This is a genomic window from Flavobacterium hercynium (assembly GCF_002217285.1).
Classification (GTDB): domain Bacteria; phylum Bacteroidota; class Bacteroidia; order Flavobacteriales; family Flavobacteriaceae; genus Flavobacterium; species Flavobacterium hercynium.
In genome coordinates, this window is the sequence record NZ_MUGW01000029.1 from 143,151 (window position 1) to 161,382 (window position 18,232).

Here is an 18,232-nt window from a genome sequence, read left to right on the forward strand (position 1 = left end):
AATGAAAATATTTAATTCTTTTTTTATCGGGGGTTTTGAATGTGCTGATCATATTAACAGATCCGGCGACCGCATCAACCTCCTGAAAGAAACTCAGCACGATGTTCGGATTAGAGAAGATTATGAAGCATTGGAAAAAATAGGCATTACAACAGTTCGTGAAGGTATTTGCTGGAGCGCTGTAGAAACTTCTCCAGGCATTTTTGACTTTTCAGAGGTCTATAACCGAATGCTGGCTGCGGAGGAATTTGGAATTCAGCAAATTTGGGATCTGATTCATTTTGGGTATCCTGACGGAATTTATCCAACGCATCCTAATTTTTGTGATCGATTTGTTGCATTATGCAATGCCTTTGCTCTATTTTACGATGCCAATTCAGAACAGGAATTGTATGTGGTTCCTATTAATGAAATTAGTTTTTTATCATGGCATTCCGGTGATGTCAGAGGAACTGTACCTTTTGCTGTCAACAGCGGATGGGATATTAAATACCATCTTTGTAAAGCAGCCATTTTGGGCATTAAAACTTTAAAAGAAGCAGATCCGGATTGCGTTATTATTTTGGTTGAGCCTTTAATAAAAATTCACGGAAGTGAAGATGATGATGCCGATCACCTGTATAACTCAAATGAGCATCAGTTCCAGGCGATGGATATTATTGCCGGCAGAATGTGTCCTGAATTGGGTGGTAACGAAGATTATCTGGATATTCTGGGTTTTAATTATTATTGGAACTGTCAATGGCAGCTTAACGGTGCAACACTGGACTGGCCTGAAATTTATAAACAGAGAACACCTCTTGCCGACTTACTGCAAATGGCATACGAACGATATCAGAAACCTATTTTTCTATCTGAAACGGGACATTTTGGTTCCGGAAGAGTACAATGGATTGAAGAAATTACTGCCGAATGTGTTATTGCAAAAAAAAGAGGAGTCGATTTAAATGGCATCTGTATTTATCCCGTTACGGACAGACCTGACTGGGATGATGTTTCACGCTATTACGATTGTGGTATTTGGGATCTGGATAAAAGCGGTAACAGAATACCGGAGCCGAATTATATAAAAGCGATAGAAAAAGCACAGATTAATTTTAAAAATAACAATAGCATTTTAGACTTTGTAATTAACTTTTTTAAAATTGCAGACTGAGAAAAAAGTATATCATTCTCCATGTTAAAGATTGCAAAAATTACTTTAGCCGTTACAGGTCTTGCCACTCCCGGAGGAAGTGAAACTCCGGAAAAACCTGTTGGAACTATCTTCTTTTGTATCATAACACCAACAAAAAAAACTAATCACCAATTTTTCTTTAAGGGATCACCTGAAGAAATTGTATTGCAGGCTATCGATCAGGGATCGAAACTAATTATTGAAAGTATTACAAGTTTATGAATTAATACTTCAAAACAAGCACTGGTTTTTAATTAATTAAATGCTATTATCGAATTCAAATTAGAATAAATTGTCTTCGTTAAAATTACTTTACAAAATTGCATTGTATAAAATACATCGCGATTTTTTTAGTAATAGAAGTGCTTGCCTGAAGTAAAAGGGAATAACTGCTTTCTTATAAAGCTATTATTTTATTTTAATAACTACTTTGCCCTTAGCACGACCTCCCTCTACATAAGCTAATGCTTCGTTGATTTCGTTAAAAGGGAAAATTTTATCTATGACCGGTTTAATTATTTCGGCTTCAATAAGTTTTGTAATTTCGCCTAACTGATGTCCTTCAGCTCTCATAAATAGAAAAGAATACTCGACATTTTTAGATTTTGCTTTCTTACGAATTCCTGAACTTAGTAAAGACAAAATCGTTTTTATCAGCCAGGAAGCTCCTATTTCTTTTGCAAAATCAGGGGTTGGAGGCCCTGAAATGGAGATAAGCTTACCTCCTGATTTTAACACATTCACAGATTTTTCGAGCGTCTTTTTATCCTGACTATTTACAACCAAATCATATTCTTTTAATTGGATTTCAAAATCACTGTTTTTATAATCGACAACAATATCAGCTCCTAAGTTCTTAAGCAAATCAAAACTTTTTGGACTTGCAGTAGTGGCAACATTAGCACCTAAGTATTTCGCCAATTGAATTGCAACCGTTCCTACACCTCCCGAGCCCGCCTGAATAAAAACTTTATCTCCTCTTTTAGTCTGTCCTTTCTCAACAAACACCTGCCATGCCGTAAGCGCAACCAAAGGAATAGATGCGGCTTCTTCCATAGAAAGATTCTTAGGTTTGAGAGCGGTATCTTTTTCATCTATTGCAATAAATTCTGCAAATGTACCAATACGATGATCAGAAGGTCTTGCATACACTTCATCGCCAACTTTAAACCTTGTTACATTTTTACCTGTTTTTACAACTACTCCTGCAACGTCGTGTCCTAAAATTAAAGGAAGTTTATACGGCAGCATTAGTTTAAACTCTCCGGATTTTATTTTAGAATCCAGAAGATTAACGCCTGCTGCATGCACTTCAACTAAAACATCATAATTGTTTATTTGTGGTACAGACAATTCCACTAGCTGTAAATTTTCTGTTTTACTATATTTATTAATTGTGAATGCTTTCATCTTTTATATTCTAATTAGGATTGTAAACTCGCATAAATCTTTTTAGGATTAACTAAACTAAAAGCCACTTTTGGAAAAAATCGACTCAAAAAATAAATCACTTTTGTATCTCCTACCCTAATCGTAAACTTATCTTTTTTTATTCCGCTAATTAGTGCTTTTACTAAATCTTCGGTTGTGATTTTTTTATCGTTTCTTTTTGCTGTCATTTCTGTTGCTACAAGAGGTGGTAATAGTTCAAACACTTTTACAGTACTACCCAATATTTCTAAATTTTTCCTAAGTATTTTGGTATAAAAGCTAATAGCTGCTTTGGATGCAGAATAGGTTGGTTCTTCTAAGGCTGGAACCAAACTCAACAGAGATGTTGTATTGATAATAGCACTTTCCTTTCTTGATTTCAGCATTTCAATAAAAAGAGTATTAAGTCTAATAACTCCTATATAATTAACGTTCATTTCATAGACTGCATTATTTATAATCTGATTATTTCCTATGCCAAGATTTAGTGCCGGGCTTCCAACCCCGGCATTATTATAGAGAATATCAATTCCGCCTAAAAAAGTAACTTTTTCAAAAAGCGCCACGGCATCTTCTTCCTTTTCCACATCGCTTTTTATGGCAATTAGTGTTGGAAAGTTTTTTTTAGCTAAATCTAATTTAGTCTGATTTCTGCCTGTAATAATCACTTTTGCCCCTTCTGCTAAAAATTGTCTGGCAGATTCTAACCCAATACCCGAAGCGCCTCCGGTAATTAGTATTGTTTTACCTTTTATATTCATTTTGTTTTGACCTTTTAAGTAGTACTAATTATTTGAAAAATTGTTTTGAATCACCAACCGGAACATCAAACTGATTTTTCTCTAATGCCAAAAACAACTCATCCGCAACTTCTTGTGGCGGAATACCATTTTCACCTCCTATTTCTGCTGAAAATTCAGTATTAACTAATGGTGGATATACTTCATAAATCTGAAGATTTTTTTCCTCTTCATACGTAGAACGTAATGCTGTCGTATAACTATGCAATGCCGCTTTTGCAGCTCCATAAGTTGGTAATACCTTATAACTTCCAAAAACTACAATTGAGGAAACATTTACAATAGCGGCTTCTGTTTTTTGTTGTAAATGTGGTAGTAAGAGTTCTGTAAAATGAATCACACTAAAATAGTTGGTATTCATTTCGATTGCTGCTTTTTCATGTGCATTTAAAGTTTCATTAAGCAAATACGTAAAAGCAAGTCCGGCATTATTAATGATCACGTTTACTTCCGGGTGATTCTCTTTCAGCTCCTGAGCAATACGAATTCTGTCTGCCTCGATTGATAAATCACCTTGTATGGCAACAGTATTCTTCAATTCTGATAATGCTTTTTGCAAACGCTCTTCACTACGCCCGTTAATGATTATTTTATTGCCTGCTTCACTAAGTTTTTTAGCAATAGCTAATCCTATTCCGGCACTTCCACCGCTAATAAATATTGTATTTCCAGTTGTTTTCATTGTCGTTTATATTTAAATTAAAAATGTGTTTTTCTTATTTATTATTTTAACAATTATACTTTTTAGTATATTTTAAAATAAACTTTTTGGTATATTTATATTCAAAAAAAAATCATGTTGAATATTGGTCTATTTCAGACTTTAGACTTTTTATAAGACTTTGCAAAGGCTTTGCAGTATCCATAACCCTGCACATGACGATACCGCCTTCTATTGCGGCTACCATTTTAAAAGCGAAAACAGCAGGTTCGAGTTTACTGGTAAATTCTCCGTTATCAATTCCTTCCTGAAGCAATGCGGTAAGTTCTTCCTGACCTGCTCTGAATATTTTAGCAATTTTTTGTTTTACAAGAGGATAATTATCATCGGATTCTACTGCATTATTGAATATAGGACATCCTCCTGGAATTTGAGTCTGGATCGGATTCTTATAAAAATCCATAAAGGCAAAAATTTTACCTTTAACCGATTTGCCTTTGGAAACTGCTAACCTTATTTTATCCGAAATTAATTTCAGAGACAAGTCAATAACTTGTTCTGAAAGGTCTTCTTTATTTTCAAAATGACCATAAAGACAGCCTTTGGTAAGCTTTGTAGCCGCCAAGACATCATCTATATGCACGCCTGATATGCCCTTTTCATTGTAAAGAGGCATAGCAGTTTCTAATATAAATTGTTTGGTCTTTTCGGCTTTTGTCAGCATTGCATTCAAAATTAGAGTACAAATATACCAAAAAGTTTATTTTAAAAAACAAAATTGAATAAATTTTTAAAGAAAAACCCAAAATAAAATTAATTTAAAAAACTCTTCTTGAATTCATTAGGGCTGAGACCCGTTTCTTTTTTGAATAATCTTGAAAAGGAAGGTAAACTTTCAAATCCTAAATCATAAGCTATCTCGGAGACAGTCAGTTCTTCATTTGCTTTTAATTGATTTTTAGCTTCATTGATTAAATAGATATGAATAAGCTCTATTGCTGTTTTACCTGTTTCTTGTTTTAATAAATCACTCATGTAGCGTGGTGATAAATTTAAAGCGGCGGAAATAGCACTCACGGTAGGCAATCCTTTTGAATTGAGAAGATTATTGTTTTTGTAAGAGCTTAAGATCTCGTTAAACTTCGAAACTGTTTTTCCTGAAATTTCTTTTCGGTTTATAAACTGGCGCTTGTAGAATCTCTGTGCAAATTTTAGCATCGATTCAATATAGGTGAGGATAATATCTTTGCTGTAATCATCGACATTGTCGTGGTATTCCATTTCCATTTTATGAAAAATATCCCAAATGACGCTCTCTTCTTTTGGTGAAAGAAACAAAGCTTCACTAGTTTCATAATCAAAATAAGAATAGTTTTTTATCTCTTTGTGCAAATGATGCCCCAAAAAATAATCTTCATGTATGAATAACAAAAACGCATCCTTTTCATGCTCTACCTCATTGAACTGGATAATCTGTCTGGGTTTTGAAAACATCATACTGCCTGTATCATGATCATATTTGGTTCGTCCATAAAGAATTTCGCCTGCCTTAAGATCTTTAAGTCCGATCATGTAAAAATCTGTTGTAAACTCTTTTGCAAAGATTGTGCATACCGTGTTACAATGCAATAAACTAAATAGAGGATCTTCCGGCAAAGGAAATCCGAGATGACGGTGCATATCTGCTAAATGCTTAAAATGTTCCATATTTTTTAAATGTTATAAAACTACGCCATCTCTGGCGTAGTCTGATTCACTAAAACTTTATTTTACTATTTCTCTCCTTGCTTACTTCTTGCTTACTTCTTTTGGCTTATTTACCGTGCGCTGCATTAGAAACATCTATCCAGGATTCCCAAGTTGCTAAACGTGTTTCAAAGCCATATTTCGCCATTGGAAGTCCTGCTTTACCAAGCAACAAACGAAGTGGCGGATTTTCGCTTTCTATAAGTTTAATCATAGCAGGAACTGTCGCTTCTGGTAATCCAACAATATCATCAGATAACATTGCATAAAAATTGGTTCTGACAGTATCATAAGCAGCTAATGCTGATGATGATTGTGCTGATGCTCCTCCCCAATCGGTCGAGAATTCATTTGGCTCCACAATTGTAACATTGATTCCGAAACCTTTTACTTCAGCGGCTAAACTTTCACTTAATCCTTCTACTGCAAACTTAGAAGCACTGTATAAACCTAATGTTGGAAAAGAAACCAATCCCAAAGCACTTGATAGTTGAATAATATGACCGCTTCCCTGCTCGCGCATAATAGGCAATACGGCTTGCGTAACCCAAACTAAACCAAAGAAATTCGTTTCCATTTGCTGGCGTACTTCTTCTTCTGTATTTTCTTCTAAAGCACCAAACAAACCGTAGCCTGCATTATTGATTAATACGTCAATGCTTCCGAAATGTGTTTTTGCTTTTTTTATTGTTTCGAAAACACTATTTCGATTGGTAACATCCAGCTGCAATGGTAATATTTGATCTTTATACTCTTTAACCAATTCATCTAAGACGCCAATGTTTCGGGCTGTCGCTGCTACATTGTATCCTTTTTGTAATAAAGCCGTTGTCCATAATTTACCAAAACCACGAGAGGCTCCGGTAATAAAAACTGTTTTTGTCATGTCTATTTTTGTTACTTATATTAATTTATTAGTACAAAATTAGACAACGAGTATTGCACAGGCTTACCCAAAAGTCAGGAAGACTTATCCATTTTTACGGAACCCACACAATTCTATTTTAGTCACTTTCGATAATTACCTGTCGGTGTTTTATTCCCCAATCAGCAAGATCGTTTATAATGGTCTTTAACGTAAGTCCGTAATCTGTTAGCTGATAATGAATGGACACGGGCTGTGTATTCAGAACAGTACGCGTGATCAGTTTATTCATCTCCAGTTCTTTTAATTCTTTGCTCAGCATTTTGTTCGATATCCCGCTAACATCATTTAAGATATCCGAGAATCTTCTTTTATTATGAAAACAAATAGACGATATAACAGAAATTTTCCATTTTCCATTCAATATGTCCATTGTATCATGTACAGCCATGATTTCTTTTCTGTGTTCAATATTACACTCGTTACTCATAGGTTACTTTGTTTCTCCAATGTTACTGTTACTTTTAGTTACAAAGTAACAAAAATAAACAAAACTAAACTAGCTTTGCCTCATAAACTATAAACATTTACAAAATGAATTTTACAAATAAAAATGTCCTGATTGCAGGCGGAACTACCGGAATTGGATTAGCTACAGCCAAAGAATTTATTACTGCTGGCGCCAACGTTTGGATCACGGGCAGAAATACTGCAAATCTTGAAAAAGCAGCTACCGAAATCGGAAGTTCAAAATTAAAAACTATTGTTGCAGATACAGCTAATTTATCTGATCTGACGCTTTTAGAAAAAACTTTCTCAGAAGGAAATACTAAAATAGATGTTCTTTATCTGAATGCAGGAATAGCGAAATTTGCCTCTATAGAAGAAGTAACAGAAGTTGATTTTGATGCTCAATTTAATACCAATGTTAAAGGTCATTTCTTTACGCTTCAAAAATTAATACCTCATTTAGCTGAAGGATCATCAGTTATATTTACTTCTTCAACAGTAGCTACAGCAACCAATTTGGGCACAAGTATTTATTCGTCTACTAAAGGAGCATTAAACAAAATTGCTCAGATTGCAGCAAATGAATTAATAGGCAGAAAAATCCGTGTCAATATTGTTAGCCCTGGGCCAATTACTACCCCTGGGCTAGAAGGTGTGATTCCTGAAGAAGCCAGACATCATTTAGCTGCTGCTACAGCAATGCAAAGAATTGGAAATGCTTCAGAAGTTGCAAAAGCAGTGTTATTTCTTGCTTCTGATGATGCAAGTTTTATTACCGGAACAGAACTGGTAGTTGATGGTGGTTATCTAAATTATGCTTTAAAATAATTGGCATTTACTATTATTAAAAATGAAGAAGCAGTCTAAAAAATTAGACTGCTTCTTTTTTTATCTTCTGAAAAACGAAATGGTATTTTTTACAAGCTTGTAATAATAAATTCGCTTCTTCTGTTCATCTGATGTTGCTTCTCACTGCATTTTACTCCGTCAGCACAATTGTTTACTAATTGCGTTTCTCCAAAACCTTTGGCTGTCAAACGACTTGCATCGATTCCCTTTTGTACTAACCAGTTTTTTGTAGATTCCGCTCTTTTTTCAGACAAAATCATATTACTTTCTGCTGATGATCTACTGTCTGTATGAGAACGTATATCCAGTGACAAACTCGGATATTGTTTTAAAATATCGACCACTTTCTGCAATTGTGGTTCTGATGTTTTTTTGATGGTAGATTTTCCTAAATCAAAAAAGTTCAGTGGAATATTAAGCAGTTTTATTAAGTCTGTTCCCATACTAATTGGTTTTACTTTTACTGCACTAATCTTCGATGTTTTGATCTCTATGTTTTTTACCAAAATCGGTTTTGATTTCTTTTCCAGCTCTATTGATAAACTAGTTTTATCAGTACCTCTTTTAATCTCAACCGAAACTTCTTTAAACTCATAATCCGTTTTTGAAGTTTTTATAAAGTATTTTTTACCACATTTTACACCCGGAAAAGTAAATTCACCTTTTTGATTTGTGATCACTTCAACTGCATTGTTGCGGGTTTCATCAAATAAAATCAAACTTACTTCAGAAAGTACTTCTTTGGTTTCTTCGTCGACTACAACGCCCACTAATTGCTGTTCGCAAACCAATCTTTTTATTTCGTTGAAACGGTAAATATCATCAAAACCAACTCCTTTTCTGTTAGAGGTAAAAAAACCATTTCTAGTTTTATCATTAATTATAAAAGCAAAATCATCGTCTTTACTGTTGACCGGTTCACCGACATTTTCAACTTCTTCAAAACTACCGTCTTCTTTAATTTTTGATACATAAATATCAAGACCTCCAAGTCCCGGACGACCGTCTGATGCAAAAAAGAGTTCGTTATCTCCGGAAACAAAAGGGAAAGTTTCTCTTCCTTCTGTATTAATTTCAGATCCTAAATTCTGAGGCGTTCCAAAAGTACCGTCTTCATTGATCGACACTTTATAGATATCTGACTGTCCAAGTGTTCCTGGCATATCTGATGCGAAATATAAAATTTTCTCATCAATGCTTAATGCCGGATGCGCTGCGCTATATTGATCGCTATTAAATGGAAGTTCTTTTACATTTTTCCATTCACCATCTTGCCACTCTGCTTTGTATATTTTCAGAAGCGTAATATCTTTATCGTTGCTTCCTTTTTTTCCATCATTAACATTATTTCTGGTAAAGTACATCGTCTTGCCATCTTTTGTAAATACTGGCGTAGACTCATTATACTTTTGATTGTTCTTTTTATTAAACAATGTCGGAATACCAACGCTTCCATCTGAATTTAAGTCTGCCTTGTATAGTTTTGAAAAAGATTTATTCGTCCATTTAAAACTACTCTGAAATACGCCACCCGTGTCACGAGCAGAAGTGAAAATTATTTTATTATCAAAAATTGTCGTTCCGTATTCTGAATAAACAGTATTGATTCCGGCATCAGCAATAAGAAAACGACCTGAATTTAATTTTATTGATGCTAAATAATTTTTATCCTTTTTACTTAAAACTGCTCTTTTTTCTACAGCTGCTTTTTCTTCGTATTTCTGTAAAACTTCATCGGCTTTTTTATAATTCCCATTGGTTTTTAAACATTGTGCGTAGCGGTACAAATATTCTGCTTCTTGCTCACGATGTTCTCGAAACAACCTGTCATACCATTTTAGGGCTTTTACAAATTCTCCTATAAAGTAATAGGAATTTCCAAGGCGCTGTAATATCCTTTCCTCTTTGTTTCCTTTGCTTACAATTCTTTCATAACTTTTTATAGCATCTACATAGGCATATTCATCGTACTTTTTGTCCGCGTTTTTAATTAATGATGTCTGTGCAGTTGCGTTGAAAACAAAGCAACATAATAAAGCTATGCAGCTTAAACTTTTAATTCTCATAGTTAATATAAATTAGAAAAATCTTGGAGAGGTCATTTTGTTATAATTCTTGAAGAAGTCATATCTTAAAAAGATTTCATGTGATCCTGAATTGTATCTTCTTAAATTGCTTGTTTCATGATCGTAGCCGTATCCTATATACATGTTTTTAGTGATCTGAAAACCGGCCAAAGCACTTACTGAAGCACTCCAGCGATATGCTGCTCCTATTACAAACTTATCATTAAACATAAAGTTTCCTGACAAATCAACCTGCAACGGTGCTCCTTCTACCATTTTAGCCAGTACGGCTGGTTTGAATTTGATGTATTCTAAACGATCCAGATTAAAGACATAACCTCCCATTAAGTAATAGTTGATTTTTTCTTTACGAATCGCTGTATCATTGTCATTATAACGATTGGTTTCAATAAAATTTGGAACTGACAAACCTATATACGAGCGATCTGAATGCCAGTACACACCAGCTCCTATGTTGGGTGTAAATTTGTTGTTCAAATCCTGAAACTGGTTATTCTCCTGATTCTCAAAATTTAACTTTGAAGCATCTAAATTAAAAATGTTAGCTGTCGCTTTTAAACCAAAAGACAGCTTAAAAGATTCTGATGTTGGTACACTATAAGAAACATCAGCAGACAATGTATTTTCGTTCGTTGGTCCTATCTTGTCGTTTACAAGAGAAACTCCTAAACCAAGATTGCTATTTCTCAATGGTGTATTTACAGAGAATGTACTTGTCTCTGGTGCTCCGTCAAGTCCAACCCATTGTGTTCTATACAAACCAAAAACACTCAATGCTCCACGAGAACCTGCATAAGCCGGATTTATTTCTATTGTATTATACATGTACTGTGTAAACTGCGAATCTTGTTGCGCTTCGCAAACAATCGAAAACAACATACAAATTAGAAGTAATTTTTTCATGTAGTATATTTTTTAAACGGCTTAGCTTTTTGACTAAGCCGTATATCATTTTTATTTGTTGATGTATAAGTATCCTGATAATTCGTGCATATTCGAATCGTTGTCTTTGTATCTCACGATGTAGAAATAAGTTCCAGCCGGAAGTCCGTCTGTTTGTTTGATCGTGGTACGTCCTTGAGAAACTCCTCTAAACGCTCTTTCTTCATTGTCATAACGATCAATATCAAATACCAGAACTCCCCATCGGTTGTAAATCTCAACCGTATTATCAGGATAGCATTCTAAGCCTTTAATGTAGAATCTTGTGTTTTGCTCTCCGTTAGGCGAAAACGCGTTAAAGACTTTAATTACACAACCTTCTAAATTGGTAACTGTTGGGCGATTGCCTTCTACTCCTAGATCATCTGACTGATCTTCTACTACTACACCTTTTGCAGTTCGAGCTTGTACCATTGCCTGATTACTTATGCTTCCTTTATTGATGTCAGCTTGTGTAATTCTGTAGACAGCTGTAAAATTGAACTCGTTAGATTCGTTTACTTCTAAATCAATTGCCTGACCTGAAACTACAACTCCAGGTAAAGGATCTGAAATCGTAACACCTCTTAAAGGAACATTTCCTGTATTGGTTACTGTAAATTTATACGTAATCGTTTCTCCCGCATTAGCAAAACCGTTTTCGTTCTCATCATTAAATACGGCTGTCTTAATAAGTGCTACCGCCGGTGCTTCTACAAAGACATTTAGTACTGCTGATGTACAATTAGATGTATTTGCTTTTTCACAAATCTGATAACTTAATGCATAAGTACCACCCGGTGTATTTGGTCTGATATTTACAGTTCCATCAGTGTTAAACTCGAAATTAGCGTTACCTGATGTGCTCGTAATTATTACATCATTTGAATTAACCGGTACTCCAAGTAATAAATCATTATCTAAAATATTGATGAATTCAAGCGCTCCGTTAATACCGTCTACATTTATCGGTCCATCATCTACAGCTGAAATTAGATTTGGTGCCGTTGTTCCACTATTATTAACAGTAACTCTTACTACTGCCTGGCTACAAACTGTATTAGACAGATTACAGATTTGGTAAGTCAGTTCGTAAAGTCCTGATGGTGTTTGCGCTTTTACACTTACCGCACCATTAGCATCTATAATCAGATTTGCATTTGGAACTAAAATCGTTAAAATTACATTCGATGCTGTTGGTTTTACTCCATTCAGTAAGTCGTTATCAAATATGTTTATTTTAGCATCTAAATCTACTTGTGGATTCACAGAACCAGGTATATCATCGTTTGCTTTAATTGTTGCCGCTCCTGCTGTAACGGTTACTTTGATCGTGCTTGAACTACAGTTTGATGGATTCAACTTATCACAGATCGTATAACCAACTTCATAATCTCCTGCTGGTGCATTTGCTCCAAGAGTGATTGTTCCGTCAGGATTCAATACTAAGTATCCCTTTGGATCTGCTACAATGGTAATGTTTACATCTGAAGGTACTAATGCAACTCCATTTTTAGTATCATTATCAAATGCATTTCCTAAAGTTTGAGGTGTATTTCCTGATGCTACAACACCTGTGAATGTATCTGTATTAGCGATTAATGAACTTGCCGTAACCGTGATTTCTGATTGAACAGAAGCACAGTTCGATGGGTTCGTGATCTCACAAATTCTGTATTCGATTGTGTATGTTGCTGCCGGTGTGTTTGGTGCAACCGTAATTGTTCCGTTTGCGTTTAATGATAATCCTGTTGGTAATGTTCCAACTAAACTTAAACTAACCTGACCTGCACTAGTTCCAATTACAACTGGATTTCCGTTTAATGTATCGTTGCTTACAAGTGACGTAATTGTTGTTCCGCCTTGGTTTGCATTGATTGTTTCTAAAACATCAGTGTTTACAACCAATACTCCTGCTGCAACCGTAACTTTAACTGTATTTGAACTACAGTTTGATGGATTCAGTTTCTCACAGATTGTATAGCCAACTTCATAATCTCCTGCTGGTGCATTAGCTCCAAGTGTGATTGTTCCGTCAGGATTCAATACTAAGTATCCTTTTGGATCCGCAACAATGGTAATGTTTACATCTGAAGGAACTAACGCAACTCCATTTTTAGTATCATTATCAAATGCATTTCCTAAAGTTTGAGGTGTATTTCCTGATGCTACAACACCTGTGAATGTATCTGTATTAGCGATTAATGAACTTGCCGTAACCGTGATTTCTGATTGAACAGATTTACAGTTTGATGGGTTCGTAATCTCACAGATTCTGTATTCAATTGGATATGTTGCTGCCGGTGTATTTGGAGCAACCGTAATTGTTCCGTTTGCGTTTAGTGTTAATCCTGTTGGCAATGTTCCAACAAGGCTTAAACTAACCTGACCTGGGTTTGTTCCAATTACAACCGGATTTCCGTTTAATGTATCGTTGCTTACAAGTGACGTGATTGTTGTTCCGCCTTGGTTTGCATTGATCGTTTCTAAGACATCTGTATTAACTACAAGTACTCCTGCTGTAACTGTTACTTTAATTGTATTCGAACTACAGTTTGATGGGTTCAGTTTCTCACAGATCGTATAGCCAACTTCGTAATCTCCTGCTGGTGCATTTGCTCCAAGGGTAATTGTTCCGTCAGGATTCAATACTAAGTATCCTTTTGGATCTGCTACAATGGTAATGTTTACATCTGAAGGTACTAAAGCAACTCCATTTTTAGTATCATTATCAAAAGCATTTCCTAAAGTTTGTGTCGTGTTAGAAGCAATTGTTCCTGTAAAAGTATCAGCATTTGCAATTAGTGAACTTGCTGTAACGGTGATTTCTGATTGAACAGAAGCACAGTTTGATGGATTCGTAATCTCACAAATTCTGTATTCGATTGGATAAGTTGCTGCCGGTGTGTTTGGTGCAACCGTAATTGTTCCGTTTGCATTTAATGTTAATCCTGTTGGTAATGTTCCAACTAGACTTAAACTAACCTGACCTGCACTAGTTCCAATTACAACTGGATTTCCGTTTAATGTATCATTGCTTACAAGTGACGTAATTGTTGTTCCACCTTGGTTTGCATTTATGGTTTCTAAAACATCTGTATTTACAACTAATACTCCTGCTGTAACTGTTACTTTAATTGTATTCGAACTACAGTTTGATGGATTCAGTTTCTCACAGATAGTATAGCCAACTTCGTAATCTCCTGCCGGTGCATTTGCGCCAAGAGTGATTGTTCCGTCAGGATTTAATACTAAGTATCCTTTTGGATCCGCAACAATGGTAATGTTTACATCTGAAGGAACTAACGCCACTCCATTCTTCGTATCATTATCAAAAGCATTTCCTAAAGTTTGTGTCGTGTTAGAAGCAATTGTTCCTGTAAAAGTATCAGCATTTGCAATTAATGAACTTGCTGTAACGGTAATTTCTGATTGAACAGAAGCACAGTTTGATGGGTTCGTAATCTCACAAATTCTGTATTCGATTGGGTAAGTTGCTGCCGGTGTGTTTGGTGCAACTGTAATAGTTCCGTTTGCGTTTAATGTTAATCCTGTTGGTAATGTTCCAACTAAACTTAAACTAACCTGACCTGCACTAGTTCCAATTACAACTGGATTTCCGTTTAATGTATCGTTGCTTACAAGTGACGTAATTGTTGTTCCGCCTTGATTAGCATTGTTTGTTTCTAAAACATCAGTATTTACAACTAATACTCCTGCTGTAACCGTAACTTTAACTGTGTTTGAACTACAGTTTGATGGATTCAGTTTCTCACAGATCGTATAGCCAACTTCGTAATCTCCTGCTGGTGCATTAGCTCCAAGTGTGATTGTTCCGTCAGGGTTCAATACTAAATATCCTTTTGGATCTGCAACAATGGTAATGTTTACATCTGAAGGAACTAACGCTACTCCATTCTTCGTATCATTATCAAAAGCATTTCCTAAAGTTTGAGGTGTATTACCTGATGCAATAACACCTGTGAATGTATCTGTATTAGCGATTAATGAACTTGCCGTAACCGTGATTTCTGATTGAACAGATTTACAGTTTGATGGGTTCGTAATCTCACAGATTCTGTATTCGATTGGATAAGTTGCTGCCGGTGTGTTTGGTGCAACTGTAATAGTTCCGTTTGCGTTTAATGTTAATCCTGTTGGTAATGTTCCAACTAAACTTAAACTAACCTGACCTGGGTTTGTACCTATTACAACTGGGTTGCCATTTAACGTATCGTTGCTTACAAGTGAAGTGATTGTTGTTCCTCCTTGATTAGCATTGATAGTTTCTAAAATATCTGTATTTACAACTAATACGCCTGCTGCAACCGTTACTTTAACTGTATTTGAACTACAGTTTGATGGGTTCAGTTTCTCACAGATCGTATAGCCAACTTCATAATCTCCTGCTGGTGCATTAGCTCCAAGGGTGATTGTTCCGTCTGGGTTCAATACTAAGTATCCTTTTGGATCCGCAACAATGGTAATGTTTACATCTGAAGGAACTAACGCAACTCCGTTTTTAGTATCATTATCAAAAGCATTTCCTAAAGTTTGAGGTGTATTACCTGATGCAATAACACCTGTGAATGTATCAGCATTTGCAATTAATGAACTTGCTGTAACGGTAATTTCTGATTGAACAGAAGCACAGTTTGATGGATTCGTAATCTCACAAATTCTGTATTCGATTGGATAAGTTGCTGCCGGTGTGTTTGGAGCAACTGTAATAGTTCCGTTAGCATTTAATGTTAATCCTGTTGGTAATGTTCCAACTAAACTTAAACTAACCTGACCTGGATTTGTTCCAATTACAACTGGATTGCCGTTTAATGTATCGTTGCTTACAAGTGACGTAATTGTTGTTCCTCCTTGGTTTGCATTGATTGTTTCTAAGACATCTGTATTAACTACAAGTACGCCTGCAGCTACTGTTACTTTAACTGTATTTGAACTACAGTTGGTTGGGTTCAGTTTCTCACAGATAGTATATCCAACTTCATAATCTCCCGCTGGTGCATTAGCTCCAAGGGTGATTGTTCCGTCAGGGTTCAATACTAAGTATCCTTTTGGATCCGCAACAATGGTAATGTTTACATCTGAAGGTACTAACGCAACTCCATTTTTAGTATCATTATCAAATGCGTTTCCTAACGTTTGTGTTCCGTTTGAAGCAATTGCTCCCGAAATTGTATCAGCATTTGCGATTAATGAACTTGCCGTAACCGTGATTTCTGATTGAACAGAAGCACAGTTTGATGGATTCGTGATCTCACAAATTCTGTATTCAATTGGGTAGGTTGCTGCCGGTGTGTTTGGAGCAACTGTAATAGTTCCGTTAGCGTTTAGTGTTAATCCTGTTGGTAATGTTCCAACTAAACTTAAACTAACCTGACCTGGATTTGTTCCAATTACAACTGGGTTGCCATTTAACGTATCGTTGCTTACAAGTGAAGTGATTGTTGTTCCTCCTTGATTAGCATTGATAGTTTCTAATATATCTGTATTCGCTACAAGATTCCCTCCTGTAACTGATAAAACTGAAATCACTGAATCACAATTCGCTGGAGTACTTCCTACTTCACAGATTCTATATTCTATATTATAATTTCCTTGCGGAGTTCCTGCATTTACTGTAATCGTTCCATTTGTATTTAATGTTAATCCAGTTGGAAGAGTACCTACAATATTCAAAGTAACTTCTCCTGGATTAGTTCCAATAACAACTGGACTTCCTTTTAAAGTATCATTTGCTGTTAATGATATAGTCGAACCACCAGTATTTCCATTAATTGGAGTTAGTGTATCAACTACAGCTTTAATTTCATTTGCAACTGTAACTTCTGCTGTTGCTGTTTTACAGTTTGATGGATTAGCACCTGCTTCACATATTTCATAAGTAATGCTATATGTTCCACTTACTGTATTAGCTGCAAGAGTTAAAACTCCATTTGCATTGATGCTCAATGGACCTGTTGTGATTGGTGTTACATCTGTATTTGTTGCTGTAACTGCTACTCCGTTTAAAGTATCGTTTGTTGTTACATTACCAACATTTACCGCTGTGTTTCCTGATGTTTGAGTTGCAAAAGCATTATCGTTGTTTGCTACTAAAGCATTTTCAACTGTTACTTCTGCTGATGCTGTTTTACAGTTTGATGGATTAGCTCCTGCTTCACAAATTTCATACGTAATGCTATATGTTCCACTTGCTGTATTGGCTGCAAGAGTTAAAACTCCGTTTGCATTGATGCTCAAAGGACCTGTTGTAATTGGTGTTACATCTGTATTTGCTGCTGTAACCGCTACTCCGTTTAAAGTATCGTTTGTTGTTACATTACCAACATTTACCGCTGTGTTTCCTGATGTTTGAGATGCAAAAGCGTTATCGTTGTTTGCTACTAAAGCATTTTCAACAGTTACTTCTGCCGAAGCTGTTTTACAGTTTGATGGATTAGCTCCTGCTTCACAAATTTCATACGTAATGCTATATGTTCCGCTTGCTGTATTGGCTGCAAGAGTTAAAACTCCATTTGCATTGATACTCAATGGACCTGTTGTGATTGGTGTTACATCTGTATTTGCTGATGTAACTGCTACTCCGTTTAAAGTATCATTTGTCGTTACATTTCCAACATTTACTGCTGTGTTTCCTGAAGTCTGAGTTCCGTAAGCATTATCGTTGTTTGCTACTAAAGCATTTTCAACTGTAACTTCAGCCGAAGCTGTTTTACAATTTGATGGATTTGCACCTGCTTCGCAAATTTCATAAGTAATGCTATATGTTCCACTTGCTGTATTAGCTGCAAGAGTTAAAACTCCATTTGCATTGATACTTAGTGGACCTGTTGTGATTGGTGTTACATCTGTATTTGTTGCTGTAACTGCTACTCCGTTTAAAGTATCGTTTGTTGTTACATTACCAACATTTACCGCTGTGTTTCCTGATGTTTGAGTTGCGTAAGTGTTATCTGCATTTGCTACTAAAGCATTTTCAACTGTTACTTCTGCTGAAGCTGTTTTACAGTTTGATGGATTTGCACCTGCTTCGCAAATTTCATAAGTAATGCTATATGTTCCACTTGCTGTATTGGCTGCAAGAGTAAGAACTCCATTTGCATTGATACTTAATGGACCTGTTGTGATTGGTGTTACATCTGTATTAGCTGCTGTAACTGCTACTCC

13 protein-coding genes are annotated in these 18,232 nt (G+C 35.6%); 3 read left to right on the forward strand and 10 right to left on the reverse strand.

Going from position 1 to position 18,232, the window contains the following annotated elements; all coding sequences use genetic code 11:
* Position 1 precedes the first annotated feature (1 nt).
* A complete protein-coding gene (locus B0A66_RS14770) occupies positions 2-1,156 on the forward strand; it encodes a hypothetical protein (protein ID WP_089050619.1) in 1,155 nt (384 codons plus the stop codon).
* 21 nt (positions 1,157-1,177) lie between these two features.
* Entirely contained in the window at positions 1,178-1,399 is a 222-nt protein-coding gene (locus B0A66_RS14775; protein ID WP_089050620.1) for a CinA family protein, read from the forward strand.
* A 186-nt stretch (positions 1,400-1,585) separates the two neighbouring features.
* Here B0A66_RS14775 and B0A66_RS14780 read toward each other — a convergent pair whose 3' ends face one another.
* The 7 genes from B0A66_RS14780 to B0A66_RS14810 all read right to left on the reverse strand — a co-directional run bounded on the left by B0A66_RS14780 (position 1,586) and on the right by B0A66_RS14810 (position 7,170).
* Positions 1,586-2,587, reverse strand: coding sequence for an NADP-dependent oxidoreductase (locus B0A66_RS14780; protein WP_089050621.1), 1,002 nt, complete (start codon positions 2,585-2,587; stop codon positions 1,586-1,588).
* Between the two features lie 14 nt (positions 2,588-2,601).
* Positions 2,602-3,369, reverse strand: coding sequence for an SDR family oxidoreductase (locus tag B0A66_RS14785; protein WP_089050622.1), 768 nt, complete (start codon positions 3,367-3,369; stop codon positions 2,602-2,604).
* 28 nt (positions 3,370-3,397) lie between these two features.
* Positions 3,398-4,090: an SDR family oxidoreductase gene (locus tag B0A66_RS14790; protein ID WP_089050623.1), complete on the reverse strand. Its 693-nt coding sequence runs from the start codon at positions 4,088-4,090 to the stop codon at positions 3,398-3,400.
* 112 nt (positions 4,091-4,202) lie between these two features.
* Positions 4,203-4,793 carry a TetR/AcrR family transcriptional regulator gene (locus B0A66_RS14795; protein WP_089050624.1) on the reverse strand — a complete coding sequence of 197 codons (591 nt, stop codon included), beginning with the start codon at positions 4,791-4,793 and terminating at the stop codon, positions 4,203-4,205.
* An 89-nt stretch (positions 4,794-4,882) separates the two neighbouring features.
* Complete coding sequence (locus B0A66_RS14800; protein ID WP_089050625.1) at positions 4,883-5,776, reverse strand: helix-turn-helix domain-containing protein; 894 nt, start codon at positions 5,774-5,776, stop codon at positions 4,883-4,885.
* A 106-nt stretch (positions 5,777-5,882) separates the two neighbouring features.
* Positions 5,883-6,701, reverse strand: a complete 819-nt coding sequence (locus tag B0A66_RS14805; protein WP_089050626.1) for an SDR family NAD(P)-dependent oxidoreductase — start codon at positions 6,699-6,701, stop codon at positions 5,883-5,885.
* 118 nt (positions 6,702-6,819) lie between these two features.
* Positions 6,820-7,170 carry a winged helix-turn-helix transcriptional regulator gene (locus B0A66_RS14810; protein ID WP_089050627.1) on the reverse strand — a complete coding sequence of 117 codons (351 nt, stop codon included), beginning with the start codon at positions 7,168-7,170 and terminating at the stop codon, positions 6,820-6,822.
* A 104-nt stretch (positions 7,171-7,274) separates the two neighbouring features.
* Between B0A66_RS14810 and B0A66_RS14815 the strand changes: the two genes are divergently transcribed.
* The gene (locus B0A66_RS14815) at positions 7,275-8,018 is read left to right on the forward strand and encodes an SDR family oxidoreductase (protein ID WP_089050628.1); all 744 of its coding nucleotides are present in this window, start codon (positions 7,275-7,277) and stop codon (positions 8,016-8,018) included.
* An 89-nt stretch (positions 8,019-8,107) separates the two neighbouring features.
* On the opposite strand, the gene B0A66_RS14820 is transcribed toward B0A66_RS14815, so the two are convergent.
* The 3 genes from B0A66_RS14820 to B0A66_RS14830 all read right to left on the reverse strand — a co-directional run.
* Complete coding sequence (locus B0A66_RS14820) at positions 8,108-10,105, reverse strand: OmpA family protein (protein ID WP_089050629.1); 1,998 nt, start codon at positions 10,103-10,105, stop codon at positions 8,108-8,110.
* 12 nt (positions 10,106-10,117) lie between these two features.
* Entirely contained in the window at positions 10,118-11,029 is a 912-nt protein-coding gene (locus B0A66_RS14825) for a PorP/SprF family type IX secretion system membrane protein (protein ID WP_089050630.1), read from the reverse strand.
* A 51-nt stretch (positions 11,030-11,080) separates the two neighbouring features.
* Positions 11,081-18,232 (reverse strand): gliding motility-associated C-terminal domain-containing protein (locus B0A66_RS14830; protein WP_123868247.1); only part of this gene is annotated, 7,152 nt, incomplete at its 5' end.